The 21507-nt window shown below is 42.1% G+C and carries 20 protein-coding genes; 12 read left to right on the forward strand and 8 right to left on the reverse strand.

Going from position 1 to position 21507, the window contains the following annotated elements; translation table 11 throughout:
* Nucleotide 1: 1 nt before the first annotated feature.
* On the forward strand, nt 2–1462 hold the full coding sequence (locus tag HUJ21_RS01635) for a DUF1501 domain-containing protein (RefSeq protein WP_291366783.1): 1461 nt from the start codon (nt 2–4) through the stop codon (nt 1460–1462).
* 45 nt (nt 1463–1507) lie between these two features.
* Here HUJ21_RS01635 and HUJ21_RS01640 read toward each other — a convergent pair whose 3' ends face one another.
* Nucleotides 1508–2908 carry a hypothetical protein gene (locus HUJ21_RS01640; RefSeq protein ID WP_291366785.1) on the reverse strand — a complete coding sequence of 467 codons (1401 nt, stop codon included), beginning with the start codon at nt 2906–2908 and terminating at the stop codon, nt 1508–1510.
* A gap of 249 nt (nt 2909–3157) precedes the next feature.
* Here HUJ21_RS01640 and HUJ21_RS01645 point away from each other — a divergent pair, with 249 nt between their 5' ends.
* The 3 genes from HUJ21_RS01645 (at nt 3158) to HUJ21_RS01655 (ending at nt 7193) form a co-directional block, all read left to right on the forward strand.
* Nucleotides 3158–5311, forward strand: coding sequence for an amino acid permease (locus tag HUJ21_RS01645; RefSeq protein WP_291366787.1), 2154 nt, complete (start codon nt 3158–3160; stop codon nt 5309–5311).
* Nucleotides 5312–5342: 31 nt separating this feature from the next.
* Nucleotides 5343–6509, forward strand: a complete 1167-nt coding sequence (locus HUJ21_RS01650) for an MFS transporter (protein ID WP_291366916.1) — start codon at nt 5343–5345, stop codon at nt 6507–6509.
* Nucleotides 6510–6590: 81 nt separating this feature from the next.
* On the forward strand, nt 6591–7193 hold the full coding sequence (locus tag HUJ21_RS01655; protein ID WP_291366789.1) for a DUF2179 domain-containing protein: 603 nt from the start codon (nt 6591–6593) through the stop codon (nt 7191–7193).
* Nucleotides 7194–7196: 3 nt separating this feature from the next.
* On the opposite strand, the gene mtgA is transcribed toward HUJ21_RS01655, so the two are convergent.
* The 3 genes from mtgA to hflX form a co-directional block, all read right to left on the reverse strand.
* The gene (gene mtgA, locus HUJ21_RS01660) at nt 7197–7901 is read right to left on the reverse strand and encodes a monofunctional biosynthetic peptidoglycan transglycosylase (RefSeq protein ID WP_291366790.1); all 705 of its coding nucleotides are present in this window, start codon (nt 7899–7901) and stop codon (nt 7197–7199) included.
* A gap of 237 nt (nt 7902–8138) precedes the next feature.
* The gene (locus HUJ21_RS01665) at nt 8139–8285 is read right to left on the reverse strand and encodes a hypothetical protein (RefSeq protein WP_291366792.1); all 147 of its coding nucleotides are present in this window, start codon (nt 8283–8285) and stop codon (nt 8139–8141) included.
* Between the two features lie 87 nt (nt 8286–8372).
* Nucleotides 8373–9638, reverse strand: a complete 1266-nt coding sequence (gene hflX / locus HUJ21_RS01670; RefSeq protein ID WP_291366794.1) for a GTPase HflX — start codon at nt 9636–9638, stop codon at nt 8373–8375.
* 233 nt (nt 9639–9871) lie between these two features.
* On the opposite strand from hflX, the gene rfbC reads away from it, so the two are divergent.
* The 8 genes from rfbC to HUJ21_RS01710 all read left to right on the forward strand — a co-directional run bounded on the left by rfbC (nt 9872) and on the right by HUJ21_RS01710 (nt 17753).
* Nucleotides 9872–10423 (forward strand): dTDP-4-dehydrorhamnose 3,5-epimerase, encoded by a 552-nt coding sequence (gene rfbC, locus HUJ21_RS01675; protein WP_291366795.1) that lies wholly within the window; start codon nt 9872–9874, stop codon nt 10421–10423.
* Nucleotides 10423–11178, forward strand: coding sequence for a CpsB/CapC family capsule biosynthesis tyrosine phosphatase (locus tag HUJ21_RS01680; RefSeq protein ID WP_291366797.1), 756 nt, complete (start codon nt 10423–10425; stop codon nt 11176–11178). Before rfbC ends, HUJ21_RS01680 begins: the two co-directional genes overlap by 1 nt.
* Before the next feature lie 26 nt (nt 11179–11204).
* Entirely contained in the window at nt 11205–12170 is a 966-nt protein-coding gene (locus tag HUJ21_RS01685; RefSeq protein WP_291366799.1) for an NAD-dependent epimerase/dehydratase family protein, read from the forward strand.
* Between the two features lie 96 nt (nt 12171–12266).
* Nucleotides 12267–13679, forward strand: coding sequence for a tetratricopeptide repeat protein (locus tag HUJ21_RS01690; RefSeq protein WP_291366801.1), 1413 nt, complete (start codon nt 12267–12269; stop codon nt 13677–13679).
* A 36-nt stretch (nt 13680–13715) separates the two neighbouring features.
* Nucleotides 13716–14477, forward strand: coding sequence for a phosphosulfolactate synthase (locus HUJ21_RS01695; protein ID WP_291366803.1), 762 nt, complete (start codon nt 13716–13718; stop codon nt 14475–14477).
* Nucleotides 14478–14515: 38 nt separating this feature from the next.
* Entirely contained in the window at nt 14516–15451 is a 936-nt protein-coding gene (locus HUJ21_RS01700) for a DUF368 domain-containing protein (protein WP_291366805.1), read from the forward strand.
* Nucleotides 15448–16194 (forward strand): shikimate dehydrogenase, encoded by a 747-nt coding sequence (locus HUJ21_RS01705; protein WP_291366807.1) that lies wholly within the window; start codon nt 15448–15450, stop codon nt 16192–16194. The genes HUJ21_RS01700 and HUJ21_RS01705 overlap by 4 nt, the downstream gene beginning before the upstream one ends.
* A 197-nt stretch (nt 16195–16391) precedes the next feature.
* A complete protein-coding gene (locus tag HUJ21_RS01710) occupies nt 16392–17753 on the forward strand; it encodes a PhoH family protein (protein WP_291366809.1) in 1362 nt (453 codons plus the stop codon).
* Between the two features lie 12 nt (nt 17754–17765).
* On the opposite strand, the gene HUJ21_RS01715 is transcribed toward HUJ21_RS01710, so the two are convergent.
* The 4 genes from HUJ21_RS01715 to HUJ21_RS01730 form a co-directional block, all read right to left on the reverse strand.
* Nucleotides 17766–18521, reverse strand: coding sequence for a response regulator (locus HUJ21_RS01715; protein WP_073090069.1), 756 nt, complete (start codon nt 18519–18521; stop codon nt 17766–17768).
* Nucleotides 18522–18647: 126 nt separating this feature from the next.
* Nucleotides 18648–19382: a LytTR family DNA-binding domain-containing protein gene (locus tag HUJ21_RS01720; protein ID WP_166145539.1), complete on the reverse strand. Its 735-nt coding sequence runs from the start codon at nt 19380–19382 to the stop codon at nt 18648–18650.
* A gap of 13 nt (nt 19383–19395) precedes the next feature.
* Nucleotides 19396–20445: a histidine kinase gene (locus HUJ21_RS01725; protein WP_166145536.1), complete on the reverse strand. Its 1050-nt coding sequence runs from the start codon at nt 20443–20445 to the stop codon at nt 19396–19398.
* Nucleotides 20446–20475: 30 nt separating this feature from the next.
* On the reverse strand, nt 20476–21447 hold the full coding sequence (locus tag HUJ21_RS01730) for a MoxR family ATPase (protein WP_291366814.1): 972 nt from the start codon (nt 21445–21447) through the stop codon (nt 20476–20478).
* Between the last annotated feature and the right edge of the window lie 60 nt (nt 21448–21507).

Raw genomic sequence — 21507 nt, forward strand, 5'->3', positions numbered from 1 at the left:
CATGAACATTTGGGAAGAAGCTTTTATCCGCAAGGCACAATACAACAGCAGGAGACATTTCTTAAAAAAATGTACGTCTGGACTGGGTGCATTGGCACTGGGATCCATAATGGGATGTGGGGAACAGCATCCCGAAGCTAAATCCGGAGCAGGCCTGGCAGGAAAAGGCCCCCATTTTGCCCCAAAAGCAAAAAGTGTCATTTTCCTGCACATGGCGGGAGGGCCATCTCATCTGGAGCTTTTTGACTTTAAACCGACCCTTCTGCAGCTGAATGGCAAAGATACCCCCAAATCCCTCATGGAAGGGAAGGAATTTGCCTTCCTGAAAGGAACTCCTAAACTACTTGGCCCTCAGGCTAACTTTGGCAGACACGGACAGTCTGGAACGTATGTATCAGATTACATGCCCGAATTTGCCCAAATGGTGGATGAGGTTAGTTTGCTGAAGGCCATGCATACCAATGAATTTAATCATGCCCCTGCACAGCTTTTCATGCATACCGGTAGCCCAAGACTTGGCAAACCTAGCATTGGCGCCTGGTCTGTGTATGGTTTGGGATCTGAAAATAAAGATTTGCCGGGTTATGTGGTATTGACTTCCGGTGGTGGTGCCATCAGTGCTGGAAAAAGTGCCTGGGGAAGTGGCTTTTTACCTACCGTTTATCAGGGGGTACAGTGCCGCTCGGAAGGCGATCCGGTACTTTTTTTATCCAATCCAAACTCCATAGATGCCCCTTTGCGCAAAAAATCCATAGCGGCCATCAACAAGATCAATGAAATGGAATACCAACAATCCGGGGATCCCGAAATACTCACCCGGATTTCCCAATATGAACTGGCATTCCGCATGCAGACCTCTGTACCGGAAACCATGAATATAAATGATGAGCCAGACTATATCCATCAGATGTATGGAACTTCTCCGGGAAAAGCCTCCTTTGCCAACAATTGCCTGCTGGCCAGAAGGTTGGTAGAAAAAGGCGTACGGTTCATTCAATTGTTTGATAACCGTTGGGACACCCATGGTGTGGGTGCCGGAAATGGTGTGGGAGATGGGATGCGCCGGTCCTGCAAAGCCATTGATCAACCCATTGCAGCCCTACTAAAGGATCTGAAACAAAGAGGTCTTTTGGAAGAAACCCTGGTGGTCTGGGGAGGGGAGTTTGGGCGTACCCCTATGATGGAAGCGCGAACAGGAGTAGGTTTTGACGGTAGGGACCATCACCTGGAAGCCTTTACCATGTGGATGGCAGGAGCTGGTATCAAAAAGGGAAAAGTGCATGGAGAGACAGATGAAATAGGCTATTATGGTATTGAAGGGAGAACCCACGTGCATGACCTGCAAGCCACCATTCTGGAAAGGCTGGGATTTGACCATGAGCAATTGACCTATGAATTCCAGGGCAGGAACTTCAGGCTGACCGATGTGCACGGAAATGTGATCAAAGAAATCCTCTCCTGATAACTCCTTTGGATTGAGGAAAAAGCTGGTTTAGAAAAAATTACCCTAAAAGGCGAGAACAGGTCTGCTACCCGCCTGCGCTTGTTCCTTCCCCTGCTTTGCAGGATTTGTCACCATCCGGAAAAGACCCTCTTCTGCAGTTGGAAGTGATTTGTCCGCCTCAGTTAATGCTTTTCCCTGACCGGAAATCAGCATGCCGTTGATCGCCATCAGCTCCCCTTCCTTGTCATCCATCAAGAAACTGAAATCGTTGCCCCCTACCCGTATGGAATAATTGACTTCACGGGTAGCTGCAATCAGTTCAATAGCGGAGTATTTTTGAACAGGTCGTTGGCGCTTCCTGAAGTCAGTCTCCGAGAGGTGTTTTCCGTCAGCCACATGACCAGCTTCCCAAAGCAATTCTCCCTTTGCATTGAATTTGCTCAGGTAAAAGCCGTTGTAATTCTGCGCTTTAAAGTGAAATGGATTTTTTCCAAAAGATTCTTCCCCTGAAAGCCCGCTGATATAAAAAGCTCCTGTTTGTTCATCAAGCGTAAAGCCAAAAAATGCACCTATCCTGTATGCCTTCCCGGAGGGAGCAGGACCAAAGGAAGCATAGCCCAGGTAATTGTAGTCCGTTGCCAGGACAAAATTGCGGTCATTGTCATCCACGTGAAAGGAGGGGCGTATGGATTGCTTTCCAGGGGTATAATTCAGCTCAAAATTCCTCATTAAATGACCATCATGGTCAAAACTGATTACCTCGCAATGGAGTGTATTTGAAAACAGATCTGCATCTTTCAGAACCATGTACTTTTCCTGACCTACCTGCCCGGCAAAAGTCCATAGCGGATTCCACCTGCTGTCGGGAATTTGGGGAAGTTCAACACTGACCTGATCAAAGAAAAGATCCCTGGTGCTGAAACGGTTGAGCAAAAAACTCATTTTCGGGGCCTTACCCATCCTGAATTTGTCCGGATCCTGATCTGCGGTCAAAAAATACAGATACGCTTTATCCGCAAATACGGCATGCAGCGATTCACCCATCAGTTTTTGCTGGTCTTCAAAAGCCAGGGTTCTGATCAACTTGCCTTTACGGATCTGGTGAATGAGTGCTGTTCCCGGTCCTTTTAAGGATGGACTTATGGCAAGCACAAAAATCTCCCCGCCATCTGCAGAAGCAATCAGATCAAATTTGGAATTCGCCGATGTTTTAGGAAGTTGAAGCTCCCAAAGTTTTTGCCCATTGTTGTGGTATTGCATCAGGGTAAACTGTCCCCTATCACCTGCAAAACCTTCCAGGCTTCCATTTTGATCAAGATCCACTATTTGCCGCTGCACAGCCATTTGGTTGACACTGCAAGCATTTTGTCTGGCATCCAACCAGGTACTGCTGATCAAAAGAAAAATCAAAGTAAAAATTACCACCGCCCTCATATGCTGTCTGTTGAAATAATAATATTTCAAATTACATAATAATTTATTTGAAATACAAATTTATAGGCATAAAAATGATTTACAAAATAAGGTGCTTTCTTCCTGATTGGGTAGTAGATTTTGTATTTGATGGAGAAAATAAAAAGCAATCAGGTCTTACCTTGGTTTTTATAGGAGAAGTAAATAAAAATATGATTTTTTTTATTTATTTTTAATCAGTGCCATAATCAAACTCGAATTGCATGTAATCCTGAAAATCGCTTTAACAAACCAGGTTTAATGTCAGAAATAAGATTGAAAAAAAACTTGCGGCTTTTTGATGTGTACGCCATCAGCACAGGCGCCATGTTCAGTTCAGGCTTTTTCTTATTGCCAGGACTTGCTGCGGCCATGACTGGTCCTTCGGTAGTATTGGCCTATCTGGTAGCTGGCTTCATGATGTACCCCACCATGCTCAGTGTAGCTGAATTGGCCACAGCAATGCCGAGGGCCGGAGGGGCGTATTATTTTATAGACCGGAGTTTGGGTCCCTTATTCGGAACCATAGGTGGCATTGGATCCTGGTTTGCCCTGATATTCAAAAGTGCATTCGCACTCATTGGTATGGGAGCATATATTGCGCTATTCATTGATGTGCCTATCACGCCCGTGGCCATTGGTCTTACCCTCACTTTTGGGTTCACCAACATCATCGGCTCCAAAGAAGCGGGTTGGTTGCAAAAAGTATTGGTTGCTACCCTGGTATTGATCTTAACTTTTTATGCCATTCAGGGTTTGACAAGTGTTTTTCAATATGATTTTTTCACCCATTTGAGGGAAGAGTATGATGTGTTATTCCTGAATGGAACCACTGGATTTTTTGGTTCCATCGGCCTGGTTTTTGTTTCCTATGCAGGTTTGACCAAAGTCGCCAGTGTGGCGGAAGAAGTCAGGGATCCTGACAGAAACATTCCTCTGGCCATGATCTATTCGCTGGCAACGGCCACCATTATCTATGTAATCGGTGTTTTTATCATGGTATCATTACTGGAAAAGGAGGTTTTCTTTTCTGATCTGACACCTGTGGCGACAGCAGGGGAGCTGTTTATGAACTGGTTACCCGGCAAGACAGGCCTGATCCTCGTAGTCACTGCAGCCATCGCAGCATTTGCTTCTACTGCAAATGCAGGAATCATGTCTGCTGCCAGGTACCCTCTTGGAATGGCCAGAGACAAGTTGATTCCAGCCTATTTCGGAAAACTGGGAAAATTCCAAACCCCATTTTATGCAACAGTGGCCACTACAGGACTGATGGTTTTTTTGTTGCTAATGTTTAATGTAGAATCCGTCGCCAAAATTGCGAGCACCTTTCAACTCATGCTTTTTGGGTTATTGAATATTTGTGTGATCGTTATGCGTGAGAGCGAATTGAAAGGTTATGACCCCGGATTCAGGTCACCCTATTATCCCTGGGTACAGATCACCGGCCTTTTGTTTTCCTTGTTTTTGATAATTGAAATGGGTTTCTTATCGCTCATTTTTACATTTTTAATCATCGGTGCCAGCATTTTTTGGTACTTCAGCTATGCCAAAGATAAGGTCAAAAGGGAAGGCGCCATGTTTCATGTCTACAGCAAACTGGGGCAAAGAAGGTATGATGGCCTTGAAATGGAGCTTTGGAACATGATGAAGGAGAGAGGCCTGAGAGCAGAAGATCCCTACGAAAGGGTTATCAGCCGGGCCCTGATCCTGGATGCAGGGGCAGAGGAATACGACTACGGGCAATTGTTGGAAAAAGTGTCAGAGCACTTTACCAGGAGGACTGGCCTTAAAAAGAAAAGTTTGATGAAGGCTTTTCAGGATGAAAAAGAAGAGGGATTGATTGCCATCGGAAAAACCACTGCTTTAAAGCATATTCGCTTTGAGGAAGACATTGATTCAGAGGTGGCCATTGCCCGTTTCAAAGAGGGGATTCCGGTTAAGTTCGGGTATTTTGAGTTGTTCAAGGCAAAAAAGAGAAACTGGCACAAAAAATTACATGCTGTGATTTTTTTAATCAGTTCCAAGAAACATTCCGGCCAACATCTGAGAATGCTGGCCCATCTGGCAGAAATCCTGGACAATGAAAACTTTCCCAAAAGATGGCTGGACGCTGAGGATGAAAACGCACTGCGGCAAATCCTGCTTAGGGATGAACGCTTTATCAACATCCTACTTGAGGAGAGTAAGCCCTCAGGCGTGCTGATCGGAAAGATGATTCAGGAATTACGTCTACCGCAGAAATCTCTGATTACAGTCATCAAAAGACAAGGTAAGATCATTTTTCCACATGGCAATTCGGTATTAAAAGCAAAAGATGAATTGTCAATCATAGGAGAAAAGCAGGAAATTGATGAAATTCGCAGCCAATACCAGGATGCTTCCTTTTCAACTGAAGAGAAAGCACCTGGATAAGCCTCTTTTTTCCATCTGCAGCTCAGCTTTAATGATTCATGTGAAAGACAAATCCAGCAATAACTGGCTGATTTTAGGCATTTTGTTGGTGTCTTTTAATCTCCGCCCCTCCATTACCGCCGTAGGTCCCCTGATACCATTTATCAGGGAGGACATGAACCTGTCCAACGGACTGGCCGGCTTCCTTACTACATTGCCCCTATTGACTTTCGCCACTTTTTCTCTTTTTTCAGCGGCTATAGGCAATCGTTTGGGAAAGGCAAAAGCCATTTTTGTAGGTTTGCTGGTATTAGGAACGGGTTCTATACTTCGTGTATCTGCCGGGCCTTTTGCACTTTACCTGGGCACTGCCCTTACCGGTATAGGCATTGTTATCTGCAATGTACTGCTGATTCCGTTGGTGAAATCCAGGATGCCTTCCAAAACCGGAAAAGTGATGGGTATGTTCAGTACCGGTATGTCCTTAATGGCAGCTATTGCAACGGCCCTCAGCGTTCCCCTGGCCGTAAATTTAGGTTGGAGAGGATCACTATTGTTTTGGACCATATTTCTTTTTTTGGCCCTGCTTGTCTGGTGGCCACAATTAAAATTAAACCCCAAACCCTCAGGTCAAAACCAGGAATCGGGAAAATCTGTATGGCGCTCCATTTTGGCCTGGCAGGTGAGTTTGTTTATGGGAGTGCAGTCGCTGCTCTTCTTTACCCTCATCACCTGGCTTCCCGACATGATGATCGATAGAGGGCTAAGCGCTGCACAGGCAGGCCTGATAGCTTCCATGATGCAGATGGTTGGACTGATAGGTACCTTCCTTTCTCCGGTCATTGCCACCAAATTCAGCCAGCAATCCGGAATGGCAGTGGCGATTGGTGTCATTTATATTTTAGGTTTCAGCAGTCTCTTCTCTTATGAGATATGGTTGAATGTAATGGGAATAGGTATGGTTGGATTGGGCATGGGAGCCAGCCTCAGCCTGGCCTATACCCTTATTGCCTTGCGGACCAGGAATGACCTTTACACGTCAGGTCTTTCAGGAATGGCACAATCTTCTGGATATTTTTTGGCAGCATTTGGTCCCATGCTGTTTGGCATTGCCTTTGACCTATGGCAAGATTGGAACCTCTTGATTTACCTGATGCTGGGTGCTTCTTTCTTTTTTATGTTCTTTGGGTACTTTGCAGGTAAAAACCGAACCATCTGATCTCTTACAAGTATTTACAGATTATGGCCATAAATCTCGAGGATTAATTAATTTTGTGAAGTCTAACAGATCCTAAGATACATGCAGGAATTCTTTGCGTCCTTTGGCATTTCGCAGCCTATTTTCGATTATCTGCTCATGCCTTTATTTATATTTTTAGCCAGGGTAGTAGATGTATCCATCAATACCCTGAGAATCATGTTCGTCCTGAACGGCAAAAAGACGGTGGCTCCCGTTCTGGGTTTCTTTGAAGCTCTGATCTGGCTGCTCGCCATCGGGCAGATTTTTCAAAACATTAACAACCCCATGTCTTATGTTGCCTATGCAGGAGGGTATGCCATGGGAACTTATGTGGGCATGGTGATAGAGGAAAGGCTCGCCTTAGGGAGGGTACTCGTCAGGATAATTACTCCGGAGCCTTTGCCCGAGTTGGTGGAATACATGAAAGATAAAGAATACCGTTTTACCTCTGTCGGCGCTGAGGGCAGATATGGCAAAGTGATTTTGATGTTTACTGTTATCAAAAGAGAGTTTTTGCCTGGTTTCATTGGTAAACTGAAAGAGAGCAATGAAAAGGCATTCTACACCATTGAGAGTGTGAAAAGAATTTCTGAAGATGATTTGAATGTTATGGAAGATCGGCCCAGATTCACCACCCGGCTCCGAAATCTCATTAGAAAATAAGGCTCAATTTTTCTCGCTGATTTCCAATTCTCCCAGGTTATTCATGTTTCTGAGGATCCATTTTTGCCTTCCCCTGATATAGCTGGTAGGTTGATCCGGGCGCCATCGCAAAGGGTTGGGCAAAACGGCTGCTATCAATGCCGCTTCCTGCCTGCTGAGATCTGCTGCTGCCTTACCAAAATAAAATTGAGCTGCTGCTTCAGCTCCATAAATGCCATCGCCCATTTCAATGACATTCAGGTAAACCTCCATAATCCTTTCCTTAGACCAGAAAAATTCTATCAGAAAAGTAAAATAGGCCTCCAGCCCTTTCCTTAGCCAATTCCGCTGAGGCCATAAAAAGACATTTTTTGCCGTTTGATTGCTAATGGTACTTCCCCCCTTAATCCTTTTACCAGCACGGTTTCCCTCAAAAGCCTTTTCTATGGCCTCCCAGTCAAAACCCTGATGTTCCAAAAATTTTTGGTCTTCGGCTGCAATTACCGCCCGATACAAATGGGGTGAGACCTCATCAAGGTTGACCCAGTCCTTTTTAAACCGAAAATCCCTATTTTCATCGAAGCCCTGCTCTATTGCCCGCAAGCCCATTAAAGGGGTAAATAAAACAGGAATACTGCCGTAGAAAATTACAGTAAGGATAGAGAAAAGACAAAGTCCAAACAGAATATAAAAGACCCAATGAAATATTTTTTTTACCTGTTTTTTCACAAAGACGATAGCATTAGTTATTTTATTCCACCATGTAATGTTTACAAAGTTACAGATATGCCTGATCCAAATTTTCAATCCCCACCAATAAATTTCACCGGATAGGTATTGGAAGGCATATATAAAACCGGTTTTCTGGAAAGCCCATGGCAATCAGATACAAATGTGAATGCCAGAACTTTTCCCACTTTAACCCTACCGAAATAAATTCTCTGGGACAATGCAAGCAGTTTATAATTAATAGTAGCCAAAATTCAGGCCTATGGCAAGTTTCTGTTTCATCTCAATCCTATTCTTCCCTGAACTATCCCTGAAGGTGGTATTTTCATTCTTAAAAAAACCCATCACCCTGTCTGTAAAAGACAGGGGATGGGTGTTGGTCAAACATAGGGGTTTGAATACCGTTTGGATCAAGAAACAGGTTCACCGATCGATCAATTATCAAAAAGATGGGCCTACCGGGGCAACTGATCATTCTTCCATCCCAAAACTGCTTAAATCAAAAACTTCGTCTTCCAGATAATGGGGATAGATCTTCTGATGAATTTTTTTCACCTCTGCTGTGATCACCTTCCTGAATTCGTCAATATTGGTACCATTGCCCGCAGACATAAAAACAGGTTTTATAGCAGATTTCCTGGTATAGCTTTCCTCAAGTTTTCCAAAATCAATAAAGTTTGCACTTTCTACCTCAAGTTCAGACATCAGCATCAATTCAGCCTCTGAAGGCATTTTAGGTGCGATATCTATTTTATTAAAGACCATAATCACAGGTTTATCTCCGGCTCCCATTTCATTCAATGTCTGGTTAACTACCGAAATCTGATCCTGGTACCCGGGATGGGAAAGGTCTACTACATGAACCAAAAGATCTGCCTCCTTGATCTCTGCAAGCGTTGATTTAAAAGATTCAATGAGATGGGTAGGAAGTTTACGGATAAATCCTACCGTATCGGATATCAGAAATGGAATATTTTCCAAAACAACCTTCCTTACGGTAGCATCTACGGTGGCAAATAATTTATTTTCGGCCAGGATATCTGCTTTGGTCAACAGGTTCATGAGCGTACTTTTTCCGACATTGGTATATCCCACCAGTGCTACCCTAACGATCCCTTTTCTACCCTTTCTTTGGGTATTTCCCTGTTTTTCAATTTTCTTGAGTTTCCCTTTGAGCAGGTCAATTTTTTGCCGTATATCCCTTTTATCGGTTTCGATCTCCTTTTCACCGGCTCCACCCCGGGTTGCCGTTCCACCTCTTTGTCTTTCCAGGTGCGTCCACATACGGGTCAGCCTTGGCAGCAGGTATTGGTACCGGGCCAGTTCTACCTGGGTCTTTGCCTGGGCGGTTTGGGCCCTGCTCAGAAAGATATCCAGGATAAGCATGGACCTGTCGTACACTTTTATTTTGAGCTCATTTTCAAGAATTTTAACCTGAGACGGGCTCAAATCTTCATCAAAAATAGCCATGTCCACGGCAAAATATTCAATATAGGATTTGATCTCTTCCAGTTTTCCGGAACCAACAAAAGTCCTTGCATCCGGTTTTTCCATTTTCTGGGTAAAACGATGTATGGCTTTCGCCCCCAGGGTATCTGTAAGGAAGGCCAGTTCATCCAAATGTTCCTGCACCAATACATCTGACTCATGCTGGTGAATCAGCGCTACCAAAACTGCCGTTTCCTGTTTGGGCGCCGTATCTGTTAATTTTGCAAGTTTTCTACTGTATTTACTCATTCAATGTGATTCATCTTACTTTTAATCCTTTACCAGAAGGATAATAACGTAAAAGCCCAAAAATAGATTCAAATTCAAAATCATTGGTAAAGTCAATGATGCCGTTTGTTTTCCTTCCATAAGTGATCCATAACTTCAAGGCGATACATCTTGTTAAAATTCGTTTGAAATTGATATATTTTCATTACTTATTTGCCAAATTGCAATGTTTTTAGACATCATAATCAGTAAACATGGAAATCAGGGAAACGCCAATCAGCGATGTATATGAAATCTACCCAAAAATTTTTAAAGATCCAAGGGGGTATTTTTTGGAAAGCTACAGGGAGGACCTGTTTGAAGCGCATGGCATGAACACCAAATGGGTACAGGATAACCAATCTTATTCCACGGCAGGGATCGTCAGGGGATTGCACTTCCAAAGCGGCCACCATGCCCAGGCCAAGTTGGTGCGTGTGATTTCGGGAAAAGTATTGGATGTGTGTGTAGATTTACGCAAAAATTCCCCTACTTTCGGAAAGGCCCATACTGTGGTTTTGGATGAATCGTTACAAAACATGCTCTATGTGCCCACTGGTTTTGCCCATGGTTTTGCGGTTTGGGACGACGCCGTCTTTACATACAAGTGCTCCAACCTCTACCATAAAGAGAGCGAAGGTGGAATCATTTGGAATGATAAACAGTTAAACATAGATTGGGGAGTGGATGATCCGCTTCTGTCAGAAAAGGATCAAAACTGGCCCGATCTGAAAAAATTTCAAGAAATAAGCAGAGGAGGACTTTAATGTCTATATTCGATATATTCAACAAATTTCAAAAATCTGCCGATGGCCAAAAGCTGGATCTTACCTGGATGCAGGCTGACATGCACAGCCACCTGATACCAGGAATTGATGACGGGGCTCAAACCATGGATGAATCGCTGGTTTTGATCGGGAGGCTGGCCTCTTTTGGATTAAAAAAGCTTATCATTACTCCTCATATCATGAGCGAGTTTTTCAGAAACACCCCTGAAATCATCACAGATGGGCTGAATGATCTAAAAAAAGCTACCGCGTCTGCCGGAATCAACATTGAACTGGAAGCAGCAGCGGAATATTACCTGGATGAAATTTTTTTTGAGAAGGTAGAAAAAAACGAGCACCTTCTCTCCTTCGGGGAAAATAAAATGTTGCTCCTTGAAACAGGCTTTATGAGTAAGCCCCACATATTACTGGAGACATTTTTCCGGCTCGAAATGGCAGGGTACCAACCGGTATTTGCCCATCCCGAGAGGTATATCTATTTACATCAGGAAAAAGACACACTGGAGGCTTTGGCAGATCGGAACATCCCTTTTCAATTAAATTTGCTTTCCCTGACCGGTTATTATTCCAAAGGTGTAAAGAAATTTGCTGAAAAGATCATCGATATGGGCCTGGTCAAATTGGTGGGTACAGATTGCCACAATGAAAAGTACCTGGATGCGTTGGAAAAATTACCCGGTGAAAAATATTTCGAAAAATTAAAGGACTTGGACCTTTGGAACAAAAACCTGTAAACCCAAGCCCGGAACCTGATGAACCAGTGAAAAAAATATTAATCACCGGCATTACGGGGCTTTTGGGAAGTTATCTGGCCAAAAAATTAGCCGGAGAAGCACAGTTATCGGGAATAAAAAGACCCGGTAGCTCCACCCATTTATTGGGTGGGCTTGCGGAAAACATTAATTGGTACGAAGGTGAAATCACAGACGTGGAAATGTTGGCAGAAGCCTGTAGCAAGCAGGATCTGGTAATCCATTCTGCCGGATTGGTATCCTTTGACGATTCAAAAAAAGAGGCTTTGCTCAAAACCAACACCTATGCTACGGCCTGTCTGGTTAATGCATTGTTAACGCTGAAAAAACCAAAATTGGTATTTATCAGTTCGGTCGCAGCATTGGGCAGGGAGGGTAACGGCTCCCCCATAAACGAAGAAAAAAAATGGGTCAATTCTGAAAAGAATACACCCTATGGCATATCGAAGCACCTTGCTGAGCTTGAGGTATGGAGAGGCGCTCAGGAAGGATTGCAGGTTATGGTTTTTAACCCTTCAGTTTTGTTGGGGAAAGTTAAAGATGAAAGAAGCAGCAGTCAGATATACCGCTATGTCCTGGATGAAAACAGGTATTTCCCCCTGGGAAATGTAAACTATATTGACATCAGAGATGCAGTGAATATCATGGTTCAGCTGATAGATAAGGGAGAATGGAATGAACGCTATATCATCAGCAAAGAGAGTCTTTCTTATGAGACCTTTTTCAGGGAGATGGCCGCTGTATTCGGAAAAAAAGCACCCCAAAAGCCTCTCAGCAATTGGCTTTCCAGTTTGGTGGTCAGCTGGGCCAGCTTTCAGAACAGATTTAGCAAAAACAAAATCCCTATCAGCCGTCAAACCATACGGGCAGCTCAATCCAGGATAGTCTATGACAATGGTAAAATAAAAAACATTACTGGTTTTTCCTTTACCCCGTTAAGAGACACCTTACAATGGGCGATGGATAAAACCTGAATTAAAATTTCTATTAATGGATAATAAATTAAAGCGGGGAATATTACCGGCATTGAAAATATTTGGTATCTTAAGCAATAAATTTATATCAAACCTATGACAGGAGATTTTGACAATCATTCGGATCAGGAAAAAGAATTGGTACAAAGGTTTGAAAATTCGCTTAAATCAAACCTGGAAATTTTCTTCGGGGAAGAGGAATTGGAAGATATAGTCAGGTATTACCATGACCATTTACAGTACAAAAAGGCTTTCAAAACCTGTGAATTGGCACTCCAAAAATTCCCTTTTTCCATGGAAATCAAATTATTGATGGCTCAATCGCTTTTGTTCATGGATGAAGTGGAAGATAGCCTGGACATGCTTGAAAACCTGAACAACCTCTCTCCAAACAATGAAGAGATCGTTTTAACCATGGCCAATGCGCTATCACTTCTGGATCAAAGTGGGGAAGCCATTATATTACTCAATGGTTTTTTACCCCTGGCAGAGGACAAGGCAGAGGTGTATTACTTATTGGGCAACTTTTATCGCATAGAGAAAAAAGACAGCGAGGCAATTTCCTGTTTTAAAGAAGCCGTTAAATTAAAAATCAATCATGAAGATGCCTTGTTTCAGCTGGCCATGATGACGGAGGAGGAAGGCTCTTTTGATGAAATTTTAAAATTTTACCAGGAATTTATAGATCAGGATCCTTATAACGCCAATGCCTGGTATAATTTGGGAGTGGTTTATAACAGACTGGGCAAATTTGAAGCAGCTATTGAAGCCTACGATTATGCCCTTTTGATAGATGATGCTTTTGCTTCGGCTTATTTCAATTTGGGAAATGCCCTGATGAATACCAACCAGTATGAAAAAGCATTGGAGGCCTATCAGAATACCATCAATTGTGAAGGGAGCAATGCAGAGAATTGCTGTTACCTGGCTGCATCCTATGAAAAACTTGACCAAATTGACATGGCTTTCAAGTATTTCAAAAAATCAGCCAAACTGGACCCCGAGTATGATGATGCCTGGTTTGGCCTGGGAATGTGCATGATCAAAAAGAAAAAGTATTTCGAAGCGATCCATTATTTTAAAAAAGCCCTGAAACTGACTTCCGAAAACGCCAACTATTGGGTAGGGCTTGCAGGCGCTGAGTACCAGCTGGGCAATCTTCAGGCCAGTTCGGAAGCTTATGAAGAGGCCATCAACCTGGAACCAGGGATAATCGAAACCTATATCAATCTCTCCCTGATCTATTTTGACCAGAACCGGTTTGAAGAAGCAGAAGACGTGATCAAAGAAGGTATGGAGGAGTTACCAGAAGAAGCAGAACTGTATTACCGCCTGGTGGTTTACCTGATTAAGACCGGTAAATACAAAGAAGCCTTTTCAATTTTGGAAAATGCATTAACTTTGGACTTTGAAAAACACATTTTGCTTTTCGATCTGATGCCTGAACTGGAACAACAGAAAGCAATTTACAAAATTATCAATCAGTATAGAGAAGATTTTAAAGGATAAAATTCCTATTAATCTATTTTACCAAAATTTTATTGAATGAATTACATGCTTAATAGCATCCCTTCGAGGACAGCCAAGCCCAGAAATTCCGGATTTACAATGGCCATGGATAAAGGATTGAGTCTGCGGGAAGTGGAGGATTTTATTGAAACCAGCGGAGATTTTATAGACATTGTCAAATTAGGATGGGCAACCTCATTTGTCACCAAGAAACTCAAGGAAAAAATTGAAATCTACCGGGCGGCAGGTATTCCTGTTTATTTTGGGGGCACTCTTTTTGAAGCTTTTGTCATTCGCAATCAGTTTGAAGACTATATTAACTTGTTGAATGAGTATCAACTTACTTTTGCAGAAGTATCCGATGGATCGATTACTTTGGATCACGATATTAAATGTAAATATATAGAGACTTTAGCCAAGGAGGTTACAGTCCTCTCCGAAGTAGGATCAAAAGATGCTGCTAAAATTATTCCTCCTTATAAATGGATCGATCAAATGCAAAAGGAACTTAATGCAGGTGCCTGGAAAGTGATCGGTGAGTCCAGGGAAGGGGGGACAGTCGGTCTCTTCAGGGATTCCGGGGAAGTAAGACAAGGTTTAGTAGAAGAAATTCTTACCCAGGTGCCAGAAGAAAAGATCATTTGGGAGGCCCCTCAAAAAGAACAGCAAGTTTGGTTTATCAAATTATTGGGATCAAATGTCAATTTGGGAAACATTGCGCCAAATGAAATCATACCCCTTGAAACCCTGAGGCTGGGACTCCGGGGAGATACTTTTGATTTCTTCCTGAACAAATAAATTAAACTGATTTTATCCTGTAAATAATAGGCCAGGTAATGAATAGGATAGGTGAGAGGATTATTTTATTCCTTAAGGGAATGGGCATGGGAAGTGCGGATATCGTGCCGGGGGTTTCCGGGGGTTCTATTGCTTTGGTTACCAAAATTTATGAAGAGTTACTGGAAAGCATCAATTCTTTCGACCTTGCGGCACTAAAGTTGTTAATTCAGTTTAATATTCTAGGATTCTGGAAAAAAATCAACGGCAGCTTCTTATTCCCCCTGGTTCTGGGAATATTTACCAGCATTTTCGCTTTTTCAAAAGCCATTACTTTTCTGATAGAACATTTTCCTATTCCCCTTTGGTCCTTTTTCTGTGGACTGATTCTGATCAGTGCCATCATCATACTCAGGGATATCAAGCGCTGGAGCCTTATGGCGATATTCATGTTTCCTGTTGGGATAGTCCTTGCGTATTTCATTACAGAACTACCAATGGTCTCCCTGCCTAATAATATTTGGCTGACGTTCATATCGGGTGCCATTGCTATTTGCGCCATGATCTTGCCGGGTATTTCGGGAAGTTTTTTGCTGCTAATTTTAGGCAAGTACGAATATATCCTGATGGCGGTCAATGACCGTAATTTTCTGGTTTTGGGCATCTTTGCTCTGGGATGTGTCACCGGCCTTTTGCTTTTCAGCAGGGTCATTTCCTGGTTTTTAAAAAACTTTCATGGGCTGACCCTTTCATTTTTGTCCGGCTTTATGATTGGCTCCATCAATAAAATCTGGCCTTGGAAAAAAGTACTTACTTACCGAATTTCGAGTATGGGTATTCAAAAGCCGTTATTGACAGAAAACATTCTTCCCCATATTTACCTTGCTGAAACCGGGGAAGAACCAGCCTTTTTAGTTGCCATACTTGCTTTTCTGATCGGGGTCGTATTGGTAGTGGGAATAGAAAGACTGGCTCAAAGCTTAAGTAAAGAATGAAAAAATTTGGTTTGATTGGATTTCCCCTGACACATTCCTTTTCTAAAAAATACTTTACAGATAAATTCGAACGGGAAGGCAAATCTGATTGTCAATATGAACTGTATGAAATCCCCAACATACAGTCATTCCCTGCGATATTGGTGAAGGAACCAACCCTCATTGGCCTGAATGTGACCATCCCTTACAAGGAACAGGTGATTCCCTTCCTCGATAGATTGAGTCCCGCATGTAAAGCCATTGGGGCAGTTAATTGTATCAAAATTTCAGCTGAAGAGCTGGTAGGATTCAATACCGATTATTTTGGTTTTAAAACCTCACTGGTAAATTGGCTGGGACCGAATAGGCCTGCAGCCTTGATACTTGGGACAGGCGGTGCATCAAAAGCCGTAGCACAGGCTTTAAAAGACCTGAACATACCTTTCATGAAGGTATCCAGGGATACCCCACAGGGTTCAAATAATATTCTTTCCTATAAAAAGCTACGGGAACGCCCAGAGCTGATGAAAGAATTTCCTTTGCTTATCAATACTACGCCTTTGGGTACTTTTCCTAAAACAGAGGAAATGGCCGATATACCTCTTGAATCCATCAACCAGAACCATTGGGTATATGACCTGGTATATAACCCAACAACAACAGTCTTCATGCGGGAAGCTGAGAAGAGAGGGGCAAAAACTAAAAATGGATTAGAGATGCTTCATCTACAGGCCGAGGCTGCCTGGGAAATATGGAATGAATAGCTTATCACCTTTTTTGAGATTTGGTTTCCTTCAAAAATATACCTGTGTGAGGTTAAAGGTAAATTACAGGGATTAAACAAGTTAGCTTTTAAAAAAAAAAGAACTTCCTTGTTCACCACTTTTATTTAGGGGATTTCATTAAGCATTATGGATTAAAATAATTATTATTAAGCCTCATTCAACATCAATCAGATTTTATGGTGAAGAAAGCAGCTACTCCTTCCAGAAAAATTTTTGTTCTTGACACTTCTGTCATCCTGTACGATCACCAGTCCATCATGAACTTTGCAGAGCATGATGTGGTCATTCCAATTACCGTACTTGAGGAACTGGATCAGTTTAAGAAAGGTAACGACACCAAAAATTTTGAAGCCAGGGGCTTTATCCGACTTTTGGACAAATTGTCAAAAGACCAAATGATCCAGCACTGGACAGCCCTCAACGGAAAAAACAAAGGGTCCTTTAAAGTGATGATGAACCCTGAGAATGCCCTGAATGCCAACGAGATTTTTGGAGAGGAAAAGAATGACCACAAAATATTGAATGCGGCTCTAAGCCTGAAGCAAACAGAAAAAGACAGAAAAGTGATTTTGGTCAGTAAGGATATCAATCTCAGGCTAAAAGCGAAATCACTTGACATTCTGGCGGAGGATTACGAAACCGGAAAAATCAAAAACATCTCAGAAATAGAAAACACAGGCAAGGAGACGTTGGAAAACATCAATCCGGAAACGATCAATGACCTGTACGAACACAGCACCCTGGAGGCAAAAGCTATCTTTGGACGAAGTAAAAAAAATATTCCCCAAAACAACACTTTTTTCATTTTGAAAGGTGTTTCAAATAGTGCCTCCATTTTGGCTTTCTTCCAGGCATCAGACAACAGTTTCCACAAAATTTCCAAATCCAAAGCCTACAATATCAATCCAAAAAATGCTGAGCAGGCTTTTGCCCTGCATGCCATTTTGGATCCGAATATCAAGCTGGTAAGCATTCAGGGAGTAGCGGGAACAGGCAAAACGCTTTTGGCACTGGCCGGTGCATTGGAGCAACGCAGTAATTTTAAACAAATATTTCTTGCCCGGCCCATTGTTCCGCTCAGCAACAAAGACATAGGGTATTTGCCAGGCGACATCAAGTCCAAGCTTAATCCTTATATGGAGCCACTATGGGATAACCTGAAGTTCATTCAAAATCAGTATAAAGAAAGTGACAAGGAATATCAGCGAATAACAGAAATGGTCAACCAGGAAAAATTGGTCATTCAACCCCTGGCCTATATTCGTGGCCGGTCGCTATCCAATATTTTCTTCATCGTAGATGAGGCCCAAAACCTTACCCCACATGAGGTAAAAACCATCATCAGCAGGGCTGGTGAAAACACCAAAATTATTTTTACAGGAGATGTCTTTCAAATAGACACACCTTATCTGGACAGCCAGAGCAACGGGCTTTCTTACCTCATTGACAGGGTCAGAAAGCATCCCCTTTATGCCCATATAAAATTGGAAAAAGGGGAACGTTCCGAACTGGCAAATCTGGCAAACGACTTATTGTAAAACAGTGTGGTATTAACTTTCCGTAATGGTATTGAGTTTTGCCAAAAAGCTATTGTAGTATTGTCTACCAACCTGCACCACGTCACCTGTTTTGAGGTTAATTTCTTTGGTATTGAAACTTTCTATCTGGCCCAGCTGCACAATATAAGATTTTTGTACCCTAAGGAACAGGTTAGCAGGTAATTTTTCCTCCATGTCCTTCATGGATTTGCGAATGGTAAAATTCCTGTTTTTGGTAAATATGGTTACCATGTTGCCATTGGCCTCAACATAATAAATATCTCCGTAATCCACCCGCTCAAAGCTATTGTCCGCTTTGATATAAACCGCATCCACTACCAGGTAGGGGCTTTCTACAAGCTTGGTGCTCACACCCTCCGACAAAGCCGGTCTGGTTCTTTGGTTGTAAAGTACGATCTCCACCATGGCATGGATATCGTTGCTGTTAAAGGGTTTTACAATAAAACCGGCCGGATGTGTTCGTTTTGCCCTTTCTATTATGGCAGGGTCACTGTAGGAAGTAACATAAACAATGGGTGCATCCACCATCTGTTGAATAATCTCCCCTAGTTCGATACCATCTTTATCGCCTTTCAGTTTGATATCCATAAATACCATGTCTGGCCGGTATTTCTTGACCACTTTGATAGCCTGGTTAGCAGAATTGGCAATATCGATGTTTACATAACCTAAAAGTTGTAAAATTTCCTCGATGTTTTCTGAAATATTAATGTCATCTTCTACTATCAGTATCCTTTCTTCTTTCATGGTTTAATTATTTAAGGGAAAAATTTAAATAAAAGCTGTTTCGACTAATTTACAAATTAAAATACAAACTAAAGCAAAAAACTACCAGCAAACTGCATTAATATTGGTTGATCTCTAAAACTTTTGCTATAAACTCATCAAATCTTTAAACCTGGCTGCCTGTCTTCTGCTCACTTCAATTCTTTCACCACCTTTTAAAGTAACGACCAGGCCTCCATTAAACCATGGTTCTATGGTCTCTACCCAACTCAGGTTGATGATGTGTTTCCTGCTGGCCCTGAAAAAAGATTTCTCATCCAATCGCTCATCCAGGGCATTAAGGGATTTATGTATCATAGGCTTGTTGTTTTCGAAGTATACCTTGATATAATTACCGTCTGATTCAAAAAGCCTCACATTGGAAAGCTTCACAAACCAACACTTGTCGCCATCTTTGACAAACACCTGATCATTCAGTGAAAGTTTGGATTTGGGGGTATCTTCGGAAGTCTCTTCCTCCTTCTTGAGTTCTTCCAGCTTTTTTTCCAGCTTTTTAAGCGTCTCGGTTAACCTTTCAGGTTCAATGGGCTTCAGCAGGTAATCAAGCGCATTGACTTGAAAAGCCTGTAATGCAAACTCGTCATAGGCAGTGATAAAAACAACAAGAGGCACATGATCCAACTCCTCAAGCAGGTCAAAACCTGTTTTTTCAGGCATTTGAATATCCAGAAAAAGTACATCCGGTTGCAATGACTCTATCTTTTCCTTTGCATCATCCACGTTGGCAGCCTCTCCCAAAACCTCAATATTCTGATTTTGATTCAAGAGGTTAATGAGTTCCTTCCTGGCCAATCTTTCATCATCTACTACTAATACACGCATATTTCTTTTAATTTTAGTCTAAATTAAGGCTTTGTTTTGGAATTTTTAATTCTGTCACCACAAATTCGTCTCCATAGTTGAAAATTTTAAAGCTGGCCCGGTTTCCATAAATCAATTTTAATCGCTGTATGGTGTTGGAAATCCCATGACCTTCGCCCTTTTTTTTTGTGTTGCCGTCCTGCTTGAGGTGCCCACTATTCCGAACCCAAATATACAAATCGTCCAGTAAGCCAATCGTACATTTGATTTCAATCAAGCCCCCCCTGATCAAATTAGAAATACCATGTTTGATCCCATTTTCTACAATTGTCTGCAACATCATGGGGGGTATCCTGTATTGCTGAGCTTCTTTCTCGATATCATAGATCACCTTCAGCCGCTCCTCAAATCTTATAGATTCCAAATTCAGGTAATCCTTAACGGTATTCATTTCCTCAGAAAGCGGAATGGTTTTGTGTTTATCCATGATAAGCGAATACCGAAGGATATTGGATAATTGGGTAATCGCAGATTTTGCCTTGGCGGGATTTTCATCCACCAGGGCCCTGACACTATTTAATGCATTAAATATAAAATGAGGATTCAGTTGATTTCTTAAATGAATCAATTTGATTTCGTTGATTCTTGCCTGATATTTCAAGCTGGCGTTATAGTTATCCAAAAAATAAAACAAGAAATACATCAGGGACCAGAGCGAATAATAAAGAAAACTGGTAAACAGATTGGCCAGCAATACCAGAGGCCTGAAATCCTCCAACATGTGTAAGGTGCCGAATATCCAGTTAATAATGATCTGGGCAAATGTGTTTAAGATGCTCAACACCAAAACCGCAATCAGTACATGACTGATCAATTTGGTCAACGGATATTCCAGCCAATTCTTGTTTTTGATCAAAAACCTGAAAAAATGTGTAGAAAGGAAATAGAATATGGCCAGCGAAAAATACGCACCTATTTGTATGGGAGTTATTCCCCTTGCCAGGGATACAAAGAACAGGTTGACCAAGGCAAAACTCAGCCAGCCGAATATTTGTAACAACCAATATAGCTTATACTTTTCCATTCAAATCCCCACAGGTCCAGACCCTATCAGCTATCGGGCGCCAATGGTCTTATTCAAGGGTATTTTTTCGAGGATTTTATGAATCAAATCCCTGGTACTTACATTATCTGCTTCTGCCTCATAGTTCAGAATAATCCGGTGATTCAGAACATCCTCCGCAATAGACTTAATATCTTCGGGGAGCACATAATCCCTGCCATCCAGGAAAGCGATCGCCTTTGCTCCAAGATTCAGATTGATTGAAGCCCTTGGCGAGGCTCCAAACTGAATGTATTTTGCCTCTTCCTGCATGCCATACTTTTCTGGAAATCTGGTCGAAAAAACCAACTCGATAATGTAGTTTTCCAAAGCCTCAGCAATCTGAACATCGTTGATGGCATTCCGAATGGAAAAAATATCCTCCTTATCCAGAACGGGATTAACTTCAGAGGCAAAATGAGCATTTGTCATTCGGCGCATAACCTCCAATTCATCTATTTTTGAGGGATAATCGATATTCACCTTCATCATAAACCGGTCTACCTGGGCTTCAGGGAGTGGATAGGTTCCTTCCTGATCTACTGGGTTCTGAGTGGCAAGGACCAGAAATGGCTTGTCCAGGGTATAAGTGGTTTCGCCTATGGTTACCTGCTTTTCCTGCATGGCCTCCAGCAATGCGGACTGCACCTTGGCAGGTGATCGGTTTACCTCATCTGCAAGGATTATATTGGAAAAAATCGGCCCTTTCTTTACTTCAAAATTGGCATTTTGCTGGTTATAGATCATGGTGCCCACCAAATCTGAAGGCAATAAATCAGGAGTGAACTGTATCCTCTTGAAATCTAAATGAAGCACCTTTGATAAGGTGTTAACAGTCAATGTCTTGGCAAGGCCCGGTACACCTTCCAATAAAATATGCCCATTGGTAAATAAGCCTATCAGTAACCTGTTCACCATCTTGTCCTGACCGACAACGACTTTTTTAACTTCATTGATAACTTCTTGTATCTTCTCCTGATGCATAGTGGAATCTAATTATTTCAATAGTGTTTTTTCTATCTAAAATTAAGAACTCTGTTCAAA

Origin of the sequence: Cyclobacterium sp., from assembly GCF_014762705.1 — a bacterium.
Lineage (GTDB): Bacteria > Bacteroidota > Bacteroidia > Cytophagales > Cyclobacteriaceae > Cyclobacterium.

Bases quoted from the DNA above. Each gene is read 5' to 3' on its own strand.
- HUJ21_RS01720 (WP_166145539.1), bottom strand. From the start codon at position 19,382: ATGCGTGTATTAGTAGTAGATGATGAAAGATTGGCCAGGAAGGAACTC.
- HUJ21_RS01705 (WP_291366807.1), top strand. From the start codon at position 15,448: ATGAAAAAATTTGGTTTGATTGGATTTCCCCTGACACATTCCTTTTCT.
- HUJ21_RS01635 (WP_291366783.1), top strand. From the start codon at position 2: ATGAACATTTGGGAAGAAGCTTTTATCCGCAAGGCACAATACAACAGC.
- HUJ21_RS01655 (WP_291366789.1), top strand. From the start codon at position 6,591: ATGCAGGAATTCTTTGCGTCCTTTGGCATTTCGCAGCCTATTTTCGAT.
- HUJ21_RS01645 (WP_291366787.1), top strand. From the start codon at position 3,158: ATGTCAGAAATAAGATTGAAAAAAAACTTGCGGCTTTTTGATGTGTAC.
- HUJ21_RS01710 (WP_291366809.1), top strand. From the start codon at position 16,392: ATGGTGAAGAAAGCAGCTACTCCTTCCAGAAAAATTTTTGTTCTTGAC.
- HUJ21_RS01725 (WP_166145536.1), bottom strand. From the start codon at position 20,445: ATGGAAAAGTATAAGCTATATTGGTTGTTACAAATATTCGGCTGGCTG.
- hflX (WP_291366794.1), bottom strand. From the start codon at position 9,638: ATGAGTAAATACAGTAGAAAACTTGCAAAATTAACAGATACGGCGCCC.
- HUJ21_RS01730 (WP_291366814.1), bottom strand. From the start codon at position 21,447: ATGCATCAGGAGAAGATACAAGAAGTTATCAATGAAGTTAAAAAAGTC.
- HUJ21_RS01700 (WP_291366805.1), top strand. From the start codon at position 14,516: ATGAATAGGATAGGTGAGAGGATTATTTTATTCCTTAAGGGAATGGGC.
- HUJ21_RS01680 (WP_291366797.1), top strand. From the start codon at position 10,423: ATGTCTATATTCGATATATTCAACAAATTTCAAAAATCTGCCGATGGC.
- HUJ21_RS01695 (WP_291366803.1), top strand. From the start codon at position 13,716: ATGAATTACATGCTTAATAGCATCCCTTCGAGGACAGCCAAGCCCAGA.
- rfbC (WP_291366795.1), top strand. From the start codon at position 9,872: ATGGAAATCAGGGAAACGCCAATCAGCGATGTATATGAAATCTACCCA.
- HUJ21_RS01690 (WP_291366801.1), top strand. From the start codon at position 12,267: ATGACAGGAGATTTTGACAATCATTCGGATCAGGAAAAAGAATTGGTA.
- HUJ21_RS01715 (WP_073090069.1), bottom strand. From the start codon at position 18,521: ATGAAAGAAGAAAGGATACTGATAGTAGAAGATGACATTAATATTTCA.
- HUJ21_RS01650 (WP_291366916.1), top strand. From the start codon at position 5,343: ATGATTCATGTGAAAGACAAATCCAGCAATAACTGGCTGATTTTAGGC.